General features: G+C 60.6%; 14 protein-coding genes. 11 read left to right on the plus strand and 3 right to left on the minus strand.

The features are described from left to right. Positions 1-93 precede the first annotated feature (93 nt). From CLU90_RS17970 to CLU90_RS29715, 5 genes are all read left to right on the plus strand, one after another. A complete protein-coding gene (locus CLU90_RS17970; protein WP_092717287.1) occupies positions 94-2,442 on the plus strand; it encodes a Tex family protein in 2,349 nt (782 codons plus the stop codon). Between the two features lie 4 nt (positions 2,443-2,446). Beyond that, positions 2,447-2,917 carry a GNAT family N-acetyltransferase gene (locus tag CLU90_RS17975; RefSeq protein ID WP_232731248.1) on the plus strand — a complete coding sequence of 157 codons (471 nt, stop codon included), beginning with the start codon at positions 2,447-2,449 and terminating at the stop codon, positions 2,915-2,917. A 106-nt stretch (positions 2,918-3,023) separates the two neighbouring features. Continuing rightward, positions 3,024-3,335, plus strand: a complete 312-nt coding sequence (grxD, locus tag CLU90_RS17980; RefSeq protein ID WP_034753766.1) for a Grx4 family monothiol glutaredoxin — start codon at positions 3,024-3,026, stop codon at positions 3,333-3,335. Further along, positions 3,328-3,942, plus strand: a complete 615-nt coding sequence (locus CLU90_RS17985; protein WP_100428567.1) for a UbiX family flavin prenyltransferase — start codon at positions 3,328-3,330, stop codon at positions 3,940-3,942. The genes grxD and CLU90_RS17985 overlap by 8 nt, the downstream gene beginning before the upstream one ends. A 169-nt stretch (positions 3,943-4,111) precedes the next feature. After that, a complete protein-coding gene (locus CLU90_RS29715) occupies positions 4,112-4,447 on the plus strand; it encodes a hypothetical protein (protein WP_198511235.1) in 336 nt (111 codons plus the stop codon). 62 nt (positions 4,448-4,509) lie between these two features. Here CLU90_RS29715 and CLU90_RS17995 read toward each other — a convergent pair whose 3' ends face one another. After that, on the minus strand, positions 4,510-4,917 hold the full coding sequence (locus CLU90_RS17995; RefSeq protein ID WP_034753756.1) for a hypothetical protein: 408 nt from the start codon (positions 4,915-4,917) through the stop codon (positions 4,510-4,512). A 688-nt stretch (positions 4,918-5,605) separates the two neighbouring features. On the opposite strand from CLU90_RS17995, the gene CLU90_RS18000 reads away from it, so the two are divergent. From CLU90_RS18000 to CLU90_RS18025, 6 genes are all read left to right on the plus strand, one after another. Then, positions 5,606-6,034 carry a MerR family transcriptional regulator gene (locus tag CLU90_RS18000; RefSeq protein WP_092717280.1) on the plus strand — a complete coding sequence of 143 codons (429 nt, stop codon included), beginning with the start codon at positions 5,606-5,608 and terminating at the stop codon, positions 6,032-6,034. 126 nt (positions 6,035-6,160) lie between these two features. Then, positions 6,161-7,345, plus strand: a complete 1,185-nt coding sequence (locus tag CLU90_RS18005) for an isovaleryl-CoA dehydrogenase (RefSeq protein ID WP_070260712.1) — start codon at positions 6,161-6,163, stop codon at positions 7,343-7,345. Positions 7,346-7,398: 53 nt separating this feature from the next. Further along, positions 7,399-9,198 (plus strand): bifunctional isocitrate dehydrogenase kinase/phosphatase, encoded by a 1,800-nt coding sequence (gene aceK / locus CLU90_RS18010; protein ID WP_100428568.1) that lies wholly within the window; start codon positions 7,399-7,401, stop codon positions 9,196-9,198. Continuing rightward, a complete protein-coding gene (locus CLU90_RS18015; protein ID WP_092717274.1) occupies positions 9,195-10,391 on the plus strand; it encodes an acetyl-CoA C-acyltransferase in 1,197 nt (398 codons plus the stop codon). Before aceK ends, CLU90_RS18015 begins: the two co-directional genes overlap by 4 nt. A gap of 72 nt (positions 10,392-10,463) precedes the next feature. After that, complete coding sequence (locus CLU90_RS18020) at positions 10,464-11,132, plus strand: SDR family oxidoreductase (protein WP_100428569.1); 669 nt, start codon at positions 10,464-10,466, stop codon at positions 11,130-11,132. A gap of 38 nt (positions 11,133-11,170) precedes the next feature. Beyond that, entirely contained in the window at positions 11,171-12,298 is a 1,128-nt protein-coding gene (locus CLU90_RS18025) for an acyl-CoA dehydrogenase family protein (protein ID WP_092717268.1), read from the plus strand. Positions 12,299-12,696: 398 nt separating this feature from the next. Here the strand turns inward: CLU90_RS18025 and CLU90_RS18030 are convergent, their stop codons facing one another. Both CLU90_RS18030 and CLU90_RS18035 read right to left on the minus strand, forming a co-directional pair. Further along, the gene (locus CLU90_RS18030) at positions 12,697-13,590 is read right to left on the minus strand and encodes a YihY/virulence factor BrkB family protein (protein WP_100428570.1); all 894 of its coding nucleotides are present in this window, start codon (positions 13,588-13,590) and stop codon (positions 12,697-12,699) included. A gap of 87 nt (positions 13,591-13,677) precedes the next feature. After that, positions 13,678-14,757, minus strand: a complete 1,080-nt coding sequence (locus CLU90_RS18035) for a S66 peptidase family protein (RefSeq protein ID WP_100428571.1) — start codon at positions 14,755-14,757, stop codon at positions 13,678-13,680. Positions 14,758-14,843 lie beyond the last annotated feature (86 nt).

The following is a 14,843-nucleotide window of genomic DNA, read 5'->3' on the forward strand; positions in this document are numbered from 1 at the left end:
CTTGTTGTCAACGCACAGTCCATTTGCGCTGTCAAGATTGCGCAATCGCGCCGATTGCGTATCATTCCAGGCTTGATCGCTCTGGAAACAACCATGCTGCCCACTATCGAACAACGCCTTGCCCTTGAACTTGCCGCCAAACCGGTGCAGGTTGCCGCCGCCATCGAACTGCTCGACGAAGGCGCCACCGTGCCCTTCATCGCCCGTTACCGCAAGGAAGCGACCGGCGGCCTCGACGATATCCAGCTGCGCCTGCTCGAAGAGCGCCTGCGCTATCTGCGCGAGCTGGAAGAGCGGCGCGCCGCCATCGTGGCGTCGATCACGGAACAGAACAAGATGACGCCCGAGCTGCTCGACGCCGTCATGCACGCGGAAGACAAGACGCGCCTGGAAGACTTGTATCTGCCGTACAAGCAAAAGCGCCGCACGAAGGCGCAGATCGCCATTGAAGCGGGCCTGATGCCGCTGGCCGACGGCTTGCTGGACAATCCGGAATTGACGCCGGAAACGGAAGCGGGCAAGTTTCTGCGCGACGCGTTTACTAGCGCCGACGGCAACAACCCGGGCGTGGCGGACACCAAGGCGGCCCTCGACGGCGCGCGCCAGATCCTGATGGAACGTTTCGCCGAAGACGCGACCCTGCTGCAAACCTTGCGCGAATACGTGCAGGAACACGGCATCGTCGAATCGAAAGTGGTGGAAGGCAAGCAGGACGAAGGCGAAAAATTCGCCGATTATTTCGATTACTCGGAAACCATTTCGACCGTCCCCTCGCACCGCGCGCTGGCCCTGCTGCGCGGCCGTCGCGAAGGCATCCTCGACGTCACCCTGCGCCTGGATACGGAAGCGGAAAAACCGAAATGGGATGCGCCGCACAACCCGTGCGAAGGCCGCATCGCCGCCCGCTTCGGCATCAAGCAACAAGGCCGCCCGGCCGACAAATGGCTGGCGGACACGGCACGCTGGACCTGGCGCGTGAAAAGCTTCATGCACCTGGAAACGGAACTGATGGGCGCGCTGCGCGAACGCTCCGAACTCGACGCGATCAACGTCTTCGCCACCAATCTGAAGGCGCTGCTGCTGGCCGCGCCGGCCGGCCAGCGCGCCACCATGGGCCTCGATCCCGGCTTGCGCACGGGCGTCAAGGTCGCCGTCGTCGATGCCACCGGTAAAGTCGTCGACACGGCCGTGATCTACCCGCACCAGCCGAAGAACGACTGGGACGGCTCGCTGCATACCTTGGGCCGCCTGGCCGCCAAGCACAATGTGTCGCTCATTTCCATTGGCAACGGCACGGCCTCGCGCGAGACGGACAAGTTGGCGCAGGACTTGATCAAGCAGCATCCGGAAGCGAAGATGACGAAGATCGTCGTCTCGGAAGCGGGCGCGTCGGTGTATTCGGCGTCCGAATTCGCGTCGAAAGAATTGCCGGACATGGATGTGTCGCTGCGCGGCGCCGTGTCGATCGCGCGCCGCCTGCAAGACCCGCTGGCCGAACTGGTGAAAATTGACCCGAAATCGATCGGCGTGGGCCAGTACCAGCACGACGTGAGCCAAAGCCAGCTGGCCCGCTCGCTCGATGCCGTCGTGGAAGATTGCGTGAATGCCGTCGGCGTGGACGTCAATACGGCGTCGGCTCCCCTGCTGGCGCGCGTGTCCGGCCTGTCGGCCAGCGTGGCGCAAAGCATCGTCACCTACCGCGACATGAAAGGCGCGTTCACTTCGCGCGCGGCCTTGAAAGCCGTGCCGCGCCTGGGCGATAAAACGTATGAGCAGGCAGCCGGCTTTTTGCGCGTGATGGGCGGCGAGAATCCGCTGGACGCCTCGGCCGTTCACCCGGAATCGTACCCGCTGGTGGAAAAGATCCTGGCGGACATCAAGAAGGACATCAAGGCCGTCATCGGTGAAACCGCCTTGCTGAAAACCTTGAGCCCGGCAAAGTATGCGGATGAAACGTTTGGCGTGCCGACCATTTCCGACATCCTGAAGGAACTGGAAAAGCCGGGCCGCGACCCGCGTCCGGAATTTACGACGGCCACCTTCAAGGAAGGCGTGGAAGAAATCCGCGACTTGCGCCCGGACATGATTTTAGAAGGCGTGGTCACCAACGTGGCCGCCTTTGGCGCCTTTGTCGACATCGGCGTGCACCAGGATGGCCTCGTGCACATTTCCGCCCTGTCGAACACGTTCGTGAAAGATCCGCACACGGTGGTGAAGGCTGGCCAGGTCGTGCGCGTGAAAGTGCTGGAAGTCGACGAGAAGCGCAAGCGCATCGCGCTGACCATGCGTTTGACGGACAGCGCGCCGCAGGCGGGCAGCAAGCCCGAGCAGCGTGGCGACCGCAACGACCGCCGCAGCATGGCGCAGCACCAGTCGCAGTCGCGCAACGCGCCGGAACCAGCGGGCAGCATGGCCGCCGCGTTCGCCAAGCTGCGGGGCTAAGTCCGTGGCCGCCAGGCATGATTTCGTCATCCTGGCGGTGGACGCCGCCAGCGCGGAGGCGCAGCTGCTGCTCGATGCATTGTCGGACGCGCTGCTGCGCATCAATGGCGACAGTGGCCGCTCTTCCTTCGATGTCGAAGCGGCAACGCCGCGCGGCGGCTTTTACCTGGCCCGCGATACGGCTGGAGAACTGCTGGGCTGCGCCGCCCTGCGCCCGCTAGGAGAAGCGGACAGCGCCGTAGGCGAACTCAAGCGCATGTATGCGCGCCCGGGTTCGGCTGGCGTGGGCGCGGCCCTGCTGGCCCATGTGGAGTCGCAGGCGCGCCGGCATGGCTACCAGGCCCTGCACCTGTCCACCCGCGTGATAAATACCCGCGCCGTGGCGTTTTATGCCAAACACGGCTATGCCCCCGTCATTGCCTGGGGCAAATACGTGGGCGCGGCACAATCGACCTGCCTGGGCAAGACCTTATAAGCGTCAACGTGGCTGACTTGCCCGATTTATGACTTGAGCGCATACCCGTGCCGGCGTTTTCTTATAAAATGACGGCATCTATTTATTTACCCCATCAGAGGCAGCTATGAGCGACGTACAAACCTGGATCAAAGAAACCGTGACGAACACGCCAGTCGTGCTGTTCATGAAGGGCACGGCCCAGTTCCCGCAGTGCGGCTTTTCCGGCCGCGCCATCCAGATCCTGAAAGCGTGCGGCGTGGAAAACATCGCAACCGTCAACGTGCTGGATGACCCGGAAGTTCGCCAGGGCATCAAGGATTACTCGAACTGGCCGACCATTCCACAGCTGTATGTCAAAGGCGAGTTCATCGGTGGTTCCGATATCATGAATGAAATGTTTGAATCGGGCGAACTGAAGTCCCTGCTGGATGCCTGATAGCCAAACGCAGCGGCCGCGCCGTATCGTCGTGGCCATCACGGGCGCCACGGGCGCCGTGTATGGCTTGCGGCTGCTGCAATTGCTGGGCGCCATCCCCGGCGTCGAGACGCATCTGGTCTTGTCGGATGCGGCCGTACTGACCCTGCACCAGGAAACGGGCGTGGGGCGCAAGGACATCGAAGCGCAGGCGCACGTGGTGCACAAGCTGCGCGACATCGGCGCCTCTATCGCCAGCGGCTCGTTTCAATCGGATGGCATGGTCGTCGCACCGTGCTCGATGAAGACCCTGGCGGCCGTGGCCCATGGCTTGTCCGATAATTTGATCACGCGGGCCGCCGACGTGGTGCTCAAGGAACGCCGCCGCCTGATTTTGATGGTGCGCGAAACGCCGTTCAACCTGGCGCACCTGCGCAATATGACGGCCGTGACGGAAATGGGCGGCATCATCTTCCCGCCCTTGCCGAGCTTTTATCACCACCCGCAAAGCATTGCGGAGATGGTCGACCATACGGTGGCGCGCGTCATCGACCTGCTCGGCATCGAGCACGGCCTGGCACCGCGGTGGAATGGTCTCAAGTCTGCAAGCGACACCCCTATCCTCTAATTGGCGTCACGATGTAACTCTGGCGTCACGATGCCTGACAAAAGCGTAGCGAGCGGAAGGAAGAGGTGGTCGAGAAGCGCAACCGTGCTCTAGCACGGTGAGCATCGCAGACCGCCTATGCCGACGCGCAGTAGCTTTGGTCAGGCATCCCTCACCTCTTGTCGAATTGATGGGCACTTGCCTGCTTCAAATCCCTGGCTTCTTCAACCATCCTGCGGTGGGCGATCCGTTTGCGCATCACTTCCGCATGTTGCGCGGCAGTCATGGGGGGCACGGTCATCAAGTCCTTCAGCTGCGCGGTATTGCTGTAGTTACTTTTCATAAGACGGCTCAAATGCTCGGCTCCGTAGTGGATGAACTGGCTGCTTCTGATGTGATTATGCGCTGGTATTGGCCGCTGCGCCGCTGCGTACGGGATTATTGTCAAATAATTCCGCTGCAGCGCAACATGCGAGGTCTTATTGTGCGGCAAAATCATGTCTCCAGTATGACCTTGCGCAAATAAAAGGACAGGGAAAGCAGCGCCAGCAAAAAGCGGACGGTGCCGGCCGGGGATGGCCTGAATGCTTACTTTTGGTAGTTGACGCGCACCAGCATGCGAATAAATTCTCGCGCGATTTGACGATGATGTTCATCTAATCTTTGCAAATCGGCAATTAATTTCACATCGGCGGACTCAAAACGCGACAAAGCGCTGCCCGCTTCACCATTCGGCGTGGCGCTTTCCGGGCCGCCAAAACGCAACCATTCCGCCGGAACGCCCAACCATTGGGCAATCATGCGCAATTTCTCTTGCGTCGGAATTGCTTCACCTACTAACCATTTCCTAGCTGCATGCACGGTAATCGGGCGCCCGTCGAAACGGATATTGAATTCCCGGGCCAGTCTGGTCGGGCTGTCTGGAGAGTAATGGGCGTTTTTGAGAGCCAACTGAAGTCGCTGGCTGAAGCTTTCGCGTTCGTTAGAAGAATTCATAGGTGTACTATTTCATGTTGTAACATGAAAGTCAGTTTCTTGAATGACCATACAGAATGTTACATTTGAAAAGAGCATCAATTAACAATTAACACTCCAGCCGGGCTTTTCAGGTCAAAAAGTGGGCCGAATTTTCTCTTGCGATTCTGCGTGGCTTCGGGTCAAATTCGCGGCTAGCCTTGATTTTCGCACTGCAGCACGATTCAAAGCCTCGGTTTGGCATTACAACGTACGGTATCGGATAATGCCCTCCTCTACCGATATACGCAATGCTCATGCCATACAATTTCTTGTAGACAAAGTTTTCAGAAGGGCCATTTTGTTTTCAATATAGAAACGGCATGAACAACGTGTTCAGAGTAAAACGTTGTTTTTCGACCGTAGCTGCTGAAAAGAATCTGCGCAAAAAAATTTTACTGCCATCGCAGCGAAAAGAATGTCGCCGTTATGCCAGGAAAGCTCTTTTTGGTGTCATCTTGGCCACCAACTCTCGATCTTAAGCGGGTTTGCGCAAGAAGAATCAATTTATTTTCAGTAATTGTTGCCTGATTCGCCAAATTCTGCCGGTCATGCCTTCTTTTTTCTTTGTTGCAGCACGGGCGGGGCAGGCTACAATAGTATTGACGTTGACGTAAACGGCACTTTGCCCCCCACAGCCTCGCAGCACCCATCCAGCGACCGACCACCCATGCAACCGACACCGCCCGCACCCACGACGACCTATACCATCACCGAACTGGCGCGGGAGTTCGACATCACGGCGCGCGCCATCCGTTTCTATGAAGACCAGGGTTTGCTCAGCCCGAAACGCGAAGGCGCTGGCGGACGCAGCCGTGTCTACACGCCGCGCGACCGCACCCGTTTGAAACTGACCCTGCGCGGCAAGCGCCTGGGCCTGGCGTTATCGGAGATCAAGAGCCTGGTGGACATGTACGAGTCGCCAAAGGATACGCGTGCGCAGATGGACCGCTTCCTGGGCGTGCTGGCGCAGCACCGGCAGACGCTGGAGCAGCAGCGCATCGATATCGAAATGGCGCTGGCGGAAATCAGTTCGCACGAAGAAGCGTGCGCGCGCATGCTGGCGGACTTGAACCTTGATGAGGCGCAAACAAACTAAAGGCGCAGGCAGCGGACAGCTGCCGCGCACAGCGCTTTACGTTTACGTAAACGTCACAACTGAGTATCATAGCTTCACTGACCCGGCATCCATGACCGCCACACTTATAACGACGACGAGGACGACATGCTCCATCTCCCAGGCTTGACCTTTGACCACGGCGACGACATCGCCTCTTTGCGCGAAGCGATCCAACAATTTGCCGCCGCCGAAATCGCGCCGCGCGCGGCTGAAATCGACCGCACGGACCAGTTCCCCATGGACCTGTGGCGCAAGATGGGCGACATGGGCTTGCTCGGCATCACCGTCAGCGAAGAATACGGCGGCGCCGGCATGGGTTACCTGGCGCACATCATCGCCATGGAAGAGATCTCGCGCGCCTCGGCCTCCGTCGGCCTCTCCTACGGCGCCCACTCGAACCTGTGCGTGAACCAGATCAAGCGCAACGGCACGGCCGAGCAAAAAGCCAAATACCTGCCGAAACTGATCACGGGCGAGCACATCGGCGCTCTGGCCATGTCGGAACCAAATGCAGGCTCGGACGTCGTCAGCATGAAGCTGCGCGCCGACTTCAAGGGCGACCGCTGGGTCTTGAACGGCACCAAGATGTGGATCACCAACGGCCCCGATGCGGACGTGCTGGTGGTGTATGCGAAAAACGACCTGGAAGCGGGTCCGCGCGGCATGACGGCTTTCCTGATCGAAAAGAATTTCAAGGGCTTTTCCATCGCGCAAAAGCTCGACAAGCTGGGCATGCGCGGCTCGCACACGGGCGAACTGGTGTTCCAGGATTGCGAAGTGCCGGCCGAAAACGTGCTGGGCGGCCTGGGCAAGGGCGTCAACGTGCTGATGTCGGGCCTCGATTTCGAACGCACCGTGCTGTCCGGCGGACCGCTGGGCATCATGCAGGCCTGCATGGACCTCGTCGTGCCCTACGTACATGACCGCAAGCAATTCGGCCAGCCCATCGGCGAATTCCAGTTGATGCAAGGCAAACTGGCCGATATGTATTCGACCATGATGGCATGCAAGGCCTATGTCTATGCCGTGGGCCAGGCCTGCGACCGCGCCACCACGCCGGAAGCCGTGCGTCAGTTGCGCAAGGATGCGGCCGGCGCCATTCTGTATAGTGCGGAGAAGGCGACCTGGATGGCGGGCGAAGCGATCCAGGCCCTGGGCGGCAATGGCTACATCAACGAGTATCCGGCCGGCCGCCTGTGGCGCGATGCCAAGCTGTACGAGATCGGCGCCGGGACCAGCGAAATCCGCCGCATGCTGATAGGCCGCGAACTGTTTGCGGAAACCAAGTAAGCACGGGCGCGCGATTATCGACTGGGTGATGAGCTTTCAATGCGAGCACAGATATGACGCACATTGCCTTCCCCAAATTGCTCTCTTCCCAGATTGCATTCGATATCGCGCGCACCATCCGCGACGGCTTTGACAAGCATTACCGTTTGTTCCGCGCCACCAGCCAGCAAGCCAAGCAGTATTTCGAGCAAGGCGCCTGGGCCGCGGCGCAAACGGCGGCCCGCGAACGCATCGACTTTTATGACAAGCGCGTGCAGGAATGCGTGCAAATGCTCGAAGATGAGTATGAAGAGTCGGAGTTGAGCGACGAAGTGTGGCGCGAACTGAAGCTGCACTACATCGGTATGCTGACGGAACACAAGCAGCCGGAACTGGCGGAAACCTTCTTCAATTCCGTCTGCTGCAACATCCTGCACCGCACGTATTTCAATAACGACTATATTTTCGTGCGTCCCGTCGTGTCCACGGAATACATCGAAACGCAAGACCCCATCCCCACCTACCGCGTGTATTACCCCGGCAAGGATGGCTTGCGCCATACCCTGCAAGGCATGGTGACGGACTTCCAGCTCGGTTGCGCCTTTGCCAACCTCGAGCGCGACGTGGCCCAGGTGGAAGCGCGCCTGCGGCAGCTGTTCGGCAGCGAGCGGATCGAACCTAACCACCAGATCCAGGTCTTGACCAGCTTGTTTTACCGCAACAAGGGCGCCTACCTGGTCGGCAAGGGCATCAACGGCAACCGCGAATATCCATTCGTCGTGCCCATCCTGCACAACCGCCACGGCAAGCTGGTGCTCGACACGGTGCTGTTCGAGCACCAGCAGATCGCCGTGCTGTTTTCGTTTACGCGCGCGTATTTCCTGGTCGATATGGAAGTGCCGTCGGCCTATGTGCAATTTCTCCGAAGTTTGCTGCCGCGCAAACCGCGCAGCGAAATCTATACGATATTGGGCCTGCAAAAACAGGGCAAGACCTTGTTTTACCGCGATTACCTGCAGCATCTGAAACACTCGTCGGACCACTTTGAAAGCGCGCCCGGCATCCGCGGCCTGGTCATGCTGGTGTTTGCCCTGCCCTCGTTTCCCTATGTTTTCAAGGTGATCAAGGATTTTTTCCCGCTGCCCAAGGAAACCACGCGCGCACAAGTCCAGCAAAAGTATTTGCTGGTGAAACACCACGACCGGGTGGGCCGCATGGCCGACACGCTCGAGTATTCCAACGTGGCCTTTCCCCGCGCCCGTTTTGCCGAGGAATTGCTGGCCGAACTGAAGCAGTTCGCCCCCTCGCTGATCGAAGAAGACGGGGAGCAGATCATCATCCGCCACCTGTACATCGAACGGCGCATGGTGCCGCTGAACATGTGGCTGAGCAATGCCGAGAAGGAAGGCCGCGACGACCTGGTCGAACACGCCATCGTCGAGTACGGCAACGCCATCAAGGAATTGGTGGCGGCGAATATTTTCCCGGGCGACATGCTGTATAAAAACTTTGGCGTGACCCGTCATCAGCGCGTCGTTTTTTACGATTACGATGAAATCGAGTACATCACCGATTGCCAGTTCCGCGTCATTCCCGAGGCGCGCACGGAGGAGGAAGAAATGTCGGCCGAACCTTGGTATCCCATCGGCAAGCACGATGTGTTTCCCGAACAATTCGGCACCTTCCTGCTAGGCAATCCCCGCATCCGCCGCCATTTCATGCAGCACCATGCCGACCTGCTGACGGCGCAATACTGGCAGGCGCGCAAGCAGCGCATCGAAGACGGCCATATCGAGGACGTCTTCCCCTATCCGCAGCACCTGCGTTTTTGTATGCAGTCACCCTCCCCACCCTTAACCGGAGATCCAACATGAATGATCCAGTCGTAATCGTCGGTGCCGCGCGCACCCCCATGGGCGCCTTCCAGGGCGACTTTGCCAACGTCACCGCCAGCGACCTGGGCGCCGTGGCCATCCGCGCCGCCGTCGAACGGGCCGGCGTGGCGCCGGACGCCGTTGAACATGTGTATTTCGGCAATTGCCTGATGGCTGGCCAGGGCCAGGCGCCCGCGCGCCAAGCCTTGCGCAAGGCGGGCTTGCCCGATTCCACGGGCGCCGTGACCCTGTCGAAAATGTGCGGCTCGGCCATGCAAACGACCATGTTCGCGCATGACACCTTGCTCGCAGGCAGCGCCGAGGTGGTGGTGGCGGGCGGCATGGAATCGATGACCAACGCCCCCTATCTGGTGCCGAAGGCGCGCGGCGGCTACCGCATCGGCCACGGCATGATCTATGACCACATGATGATGGATGGCCTGGAAGACGCCTACAGCCGCGATGAAAAGGGCAATGCCCGCTCGATGGGCACGTTTGCCGAAGAGTGCGCCAGCCAGTACCACTTCACGCGAGAAGCGCAGGACGCGTTTGCCATCGAATCCGTGAAGCGCGCGCAAGCGGCCACCAAGGATGGCAGTTTTGAGTGGGAAATCGCGCCCGTCACCGTTTCCGGCCGCGGCGGCGACACCGTCGTCAGCATCGATGAAGGCCCGCAAAAAGCCCGCCTGGAAAAAATCCCGACCTTGAAGGCGGCGTTCAAGAAGGATGGCACGATCACGGCCGCTTCGTCCTCGTCCATCAACGACGGCGCGGCGGCGCTCGTGCTGATGCGCGAATCGACGGCGAAAAAGCTCGGCTGCACCGTCATCGCGAAAATCCACGGCCACGCCACGCACGCGCAGGCGCCCAACGAATTCACGACCGCCCCCATCGGCGCCGTCAAAAAGCTGTACGCCAAGACGGGCTGGAGCAGCGGGAATGTGGACTTGTTCGAGATCAATGAAGCGTTCGCGGCCGTGCCGATGGCCGCCATGCACGACCTCGATATTCCACACAGCAAGATCAACATCCACGGCGGCGCGTGCGCGCTGGGCCACCCGATCGGCGCCTCGGGTGCGCGCATCATCGTCACCCTGCTGGGCGCCTTGAAAAAGACGGGCGGCAAGCGCGGCGTGGCAGCCCTGTGCATCGGCGGCGGCGAAGCGACGGCAATGGCGATCGAACTGGTATAAGCTCTTCCTGAGCACGGGCGCGCACCGCAGTTCACGGTGCGCGCTTTCATTTTATTTTCAGGGAGAAAAGATATGCCTACCGCATTGATCATCGGCGCCTCGCGCGGCATCGGCCACGAAATCGTCCGTCAATACCGCCACGATGGCTGGCGCGTCATCGCCACGGCCCGTACCGCCGACGCTTGCGACGCCCTCCGGCAACTGGGCGCCGAAGCGCACCAGCTCGACGTGACGGACGTGGAAGGCTGTGCCGGCCTGGGCTGGAAGCTCGACGATGAAAAGCTCGACGTGGCCATCCTCAACGCGGGTGTGTATGGCCCGCGCCACGACGGTTTCCCCGCGCAAGCCGATTTCGACCTCGTCATGCACACGAACGTGCTGGCGGCCATGCGCTTGCTGCCGATCCTGGCGCCGCTGGCGGCGAATGCAAAAGGCAAGCTGGCCGTGCTGTCCTCGCACATGGGTTCCCTCAGCGAACGCGGCAACCCCAGCGGTTCGCTGTACCGCGCCAGCAAGGCCGCCCTGAATTCCGTGCTGATCGACACGTCCCTCGTGTACGGCCCGCAAGGCGTCAGCTGCGTCGCCTTCCACCCGGGCTGGGTACGCACGGACATGGGCGGCGCCGGCGCCGATATTTCGCCCGAGGAAAGCGCTGCCGGCATCCGCGCCACCCTGGCCAGCCTGCCGGCCACGGACAAGGCCGTGTTCCGCAACTACGACGGCAAGCCCATAGGCTGGTAATGCCAGCTCACCTATAAAAACAAACGAGACGACGTCCCATGATACTCAATGAAGAACAATCGATGATCCAGGAAGCGCTGCGCAGTTTTTCGCGCGAGCGCCTGGCGCCCAACGCTGCCCGCTGGGACAAGGAACATCATTTCCCGAAAGAAGAATTGCAGGAATTGGCCGCGCTGGGCGCCTTTGGCGTGGCCGTGCCGGAAGCGCTCGGTGGCGCCGGCCTCGACTACGTGTCGCTGGCCCTGGTGCTGGAAGAAATCGCCGCCGGCGATGGCGGCACGTCGACCATCATTTCCGTCAACAATTGCCCCGTGTGCAGCATCGCCATGATGTATGCAAACGACGCGCAAAAGGAACAATGGCTGCGCCCGCTGGCACAAGGCACGATGCTCGGTGCGTTTTGCCTGACGGAACCACACACGGGCAGCGACGCCTCGGCCCTGCGCACGACGGCCACCCGCGATGGCAATGAGTATGTCATCAACGGCACCAAGCAATTCATTACCAGCGGCAAATATGCGGATGTGGCCATCGTCATGGCCGTGACCGACAAGGCGGCCGGCAAGCGCGGCATCAGCGCCTTCTGGGTGCCGACGAATACGCCGGGCTACATCGTGGCGGGCCTGGAACAGAAGATGGGCCAGCACTCGTCGGACACGGCGCAAATCCTGTTCGACAACTGCCGCATCCCTGCAGAAAACATGATTGGCGAAGAAGGGCAAGGCTACAAGATCGCCCTGTCCGGCCTGGAAGGCGGACGCATCGGCATCGCCTCGCAAGCCGTCGGCATGGCGCGCGCCGCGTATGAAGCGGCCTTGAGCTATGCGCGCGAGCGCGAGAGTTTCGGCAAGCCCATCTATGAACACCAGGCTGTGCAGTTCCGCCTGGCCGACATGGCCACGCAGATCGAAGCGGCGCGCCAGCTGATCCGCCACGCGGCGGCCATGAAGGATGCGGGCCTGCCCTGCCTGAAGGAAGCGGCGATGGCCAAGCTGTTTGCGTCGGAAATGGCGGAAAAAGTGTGCTCGGACGCCATCCAGGTGCACGGCGGCTATGGCTATGTGTCCGACTTCCCCGTCGAGCGCATCTACCGCGACGTGCGCGTGTGCCAGATTTATGAGGGAACCAGCGATATTCAGAAGATTTTGATTGCGCGGGCCCTATAAACCCCAAGGCAGATGCTGGGGTCGTACCCTGCAGGGTACGACCCCGGGGTTACGCCGTTGGGTTTTCAATAGACGAAAAAAAAGCCCGCTAGCGCGGGCTTCGTTCCAATGTATTACCAATGCTTTAATCGTGTCATGGACGCCAGTGCTATCTGCAAAGTGCCTCCTGATTTTCGGACTCCCATGCTATCTGCATGGTGACCCCAAGTGTAAATCGACCATCGTATCCGGAATTACAAAATCCATTTCTTCGCACTGTCACGCCATCGACATTACACCTGTCGGTCGCCGCGCTGAAACTGGATGGTGAGATGATTTGCTGCCAAATCTCAATCACTGAACCGAGTATAGCACAGCTTTTTGTGCAGTGCAATAATGAATTGAAGCCATACCTTAAATCAAGTCCTTAGGGCCAGCGGCTTGTCCTCTTCGCCGCCACGGGCCACTCTTTCGTATTCGGATATCACTTGCGCGCCCAGCAGCAGCAAGGTGGCGCCGATTTCCAGGCTGAACATGACGACGATGGCCGTCGTCATCGAGCCGTAGACAATGTTCACCTGCGACAAGGTGGAAAAATACCAGACCAGCACGTGTCGCGCGATTTCCCACAACAGGGCCGCCGTCACGCCGCCGATCAACGCATGCGTGATCGATAATCGCCCCACCGGCATGACCAGGTAGATCGAGCTGAGCACGAGGATTTCGCCCGCCAGCCCCAGCAAGTACAGCAGCACGCCCGATACCCCCTCCAGGCCCCAGTCGTGGCGCAAGAAACGCACGCTTTCCTCCCCCATCACTTGCAAGCTGCCGGCCACGAGGGTGATCAGCAAGATGCCCACGCCCAGACACAGGATGTAGCAGTACGGCAGCACGGCGGAAATGAGAAAATGGCGGCGGCGGATGGCGACGCGGTGGATGAAGATCACACTCATCGCGTTTTCCAGCACGGTAAACGCCAAGGAACTGAAAAACAGCATGGTCAGCAGCAGCAGCCAGCCGATCACGCCCCGGTTGTTGAGGAAATGCGCCACTTCCGCCACGATGGCTTTCGATTGCCCGGGCACCAGCCACTCCAGGTAATGGCCTATGGTTTGCAGCAATTCGTCCTGCGCGATCACATGCGACAGGGCCACCACCACCAGCATCAGCAGGGGCACGATGGAGAGCAGCGAGTAATACGCGACGGCGCCCGCCAGCAGCAAGCCCTGATTGGCGCGGAAACCCTTCAGCACCTGCAGCGTGAAGGCCAGCGGGTGGCTGAGAATGTAGGTACTGGCGTGGCGGTTGATCATGTCGGGTGCGGTGAAGAAGGCGGCGCGGCCTCGTGCCACGCCTGCATTCACACTAACATACTGACAATCGCCCCGCTGCACCGTACGCTAGCAGACGGCCGGCTCCAATAAGGTCAAGGTTTGCCGGTCCGCATCGAGAGTGGCGAGGATGCCCATCGGTATCGTGAACTGGTGGCGGATGTGGCCAAACGAGTAGCCGCTGACGGCCGGCACGCGCAAGGGCTGCAAATGCTGGTCCACGGTATCGTTCAAGGTCAGCGCGGTGTCGCCCTCGGCCGCCTCGCAATGCTCGAAGATGCCCAGCATCAAGGCCGCCGCCTTGTTGAACCCCACGGACAGGTCGAGCTGGCACAGCATGCGGTCGATGCGGTACGGCACTTCGTTGATTTCTTCGAGGAACAAAATATGCTCGCGGAAATCGGCAGCATACGGCGTGCCGGCCAGCGCGCTGACCATGCACAGATTGCCACCCGTCAGGCGCCCCGTCGCCTGGCCGCCATGCACGGTGCGGATGGCGAAGTTCGGCTGCGTCTGCGCGCGGCGGTGGTTGTCTTGCGCCATCGGGATCGTGTACTGCTCTTGCGGCGTCATCAGCACGTTTTGCAGCTGCGTCACCGTGTAGTCGGAAAACGTGGACGAGGCCACGGGGCCGTGGAAGGTCACCAGGCCCGTCTGACCGAGGATGGCCAGGTGCAGGGCAGTGATGTCGGAATAGCCGATCAGCACTTTCGGGTTCGCGCGGATCAAGGCGTAATCGAGTAGCGCCAGCAGCGAAATGCAGCCGGAACCGCCCCGTATCGCCCACACGGCCTTGACGTCCGGGTCGCGGAACGCGGCGTGCAAGTCGTCCAGGCGCTGCTGCACCGTGCCCGCATAGTTGCCGTGCACGGCGCGGATGTTGGCGCCCAGGCTGGCGCGCAAGCCCAGCGATTCGATATTGCGCACAGCCTTGGCGATGGCGTCTTCATCCGTAAAACCGCCCGGTGCGATGATGGCGACCAGGTCGCCCTGGCGCAAACGCGCCGGCTTGATCAATGCGTGTTGCTGCTGCATGCGTTTGCCCTTCCCTTGCGCGGCCGCAGCCAACACCGGTGTGCCTGCCGCCCCCACAGTGGCGGCCAGCAAGCCGCCGAAGCGGCGCCGGCTGAGATTGGTCTGACTGGACATGCGGCCCTTTCCTGGAATAAAAACGGCGACGCCAGGCGCCGCCGCACGAGGTTAGCACGCCAGCGGGATCGCCGCCGGCATGGCTG

The sequence above is a fragment of the Janthinobacterium sp. 67 genome (assembly GCF_002797895.1).
Lineage (GTDB): Bacteria > Pseudomonadota > Gammaproteobacteria > Burkholderiales > Burkholderiaceae_D > Janthinobacterium.

Coding starts and splice junctions, on each gene's coding strand:
- CLU90_RS17970 (WP_092717287.1), top strand. CDS start 94: ATGCTGCCCACTATCGAACAACGCCTTGCCCTTGAACTTGCCGCCAAA.
- grxD (WP_034753766.1), top strand. CDS start 3,024: ATGAGCGACGTACAAACCTGGATCAAAGAAACCGTGACGAACACGCCA.
- CLU90_RS17985 (WP_100428567.1), top strand. CDS start 3,328: ATGCCTGATAGCCAAACGCAGCGGCCGCGCCGTATCGTCGTGGCCATC.
- CLU90_RS29715 (WP_198511235.1), top strand. CDS start 4,112: ATGGGCACTTGCCTGCTTCAAATCCCTGGCTTCTTCAACCATCCTGCG.
- CLU90_RS17995 (WP_034753756.1), bottom strand. CDS start 4,917: ATGAATTCTTCTAACGAACGCGAAAGCTTCAGCCAGCGACTTCAGTTG.
- CLU90_RS18000 (WP_092717280.1), top strand. CDS start 5,606: ATGCAACCGACACCGCCCGCACCCACGACGACCTATACCATCACCGAA.
- CLU90_RS18005 (WP_070260712.1), top strand. CDS start 6,161: ATGCTCCATCTCCCAGGCTTGACCTTTGACCACGGCGACGACATCGCC.
- aceK (WP_100428568.1), top strand. CDS start 7,399: ATGACGCACATTGCCTTCCCCAAATTGCTCTCTTCCCAGATTGCATTC.
- CLU90_RS18015 (WP_092717274.1), top strand. CDS start 9,195: ATGAATGATCCAGTCGTAATCGTCGGTGCCGCGCGCACCCCCATGGGC.
- CLU90_RS18020 (WP_100428569.1), top strand. CDS start 10,464: ATGCCTACCGCATTGATCATCGGCGCCTCGCGCGGCATCGGCCACGAA.
- CLU90_RS18025 (WP_092717268.1), top strand. CDS start 11,171: ATGATACTCAATGAAGAACAATCGATGATCCAGGAAGCGCTGCGCAGT.
- CLU90_RS18030 (WP_100428570.1), bottom strand. CDS start 13,590: ATGATCAACCGCCACGCCAGTACCTACATTCTCAGCCACCCGCTGGCC.
- CLU90_RS18035 (WP_100428571.1), bottom strand. CDS start 14,757: ATGTCCAGTCAGACCAATCTCAGCCGGCGCCGCTTCGGCGGCTTGCTG.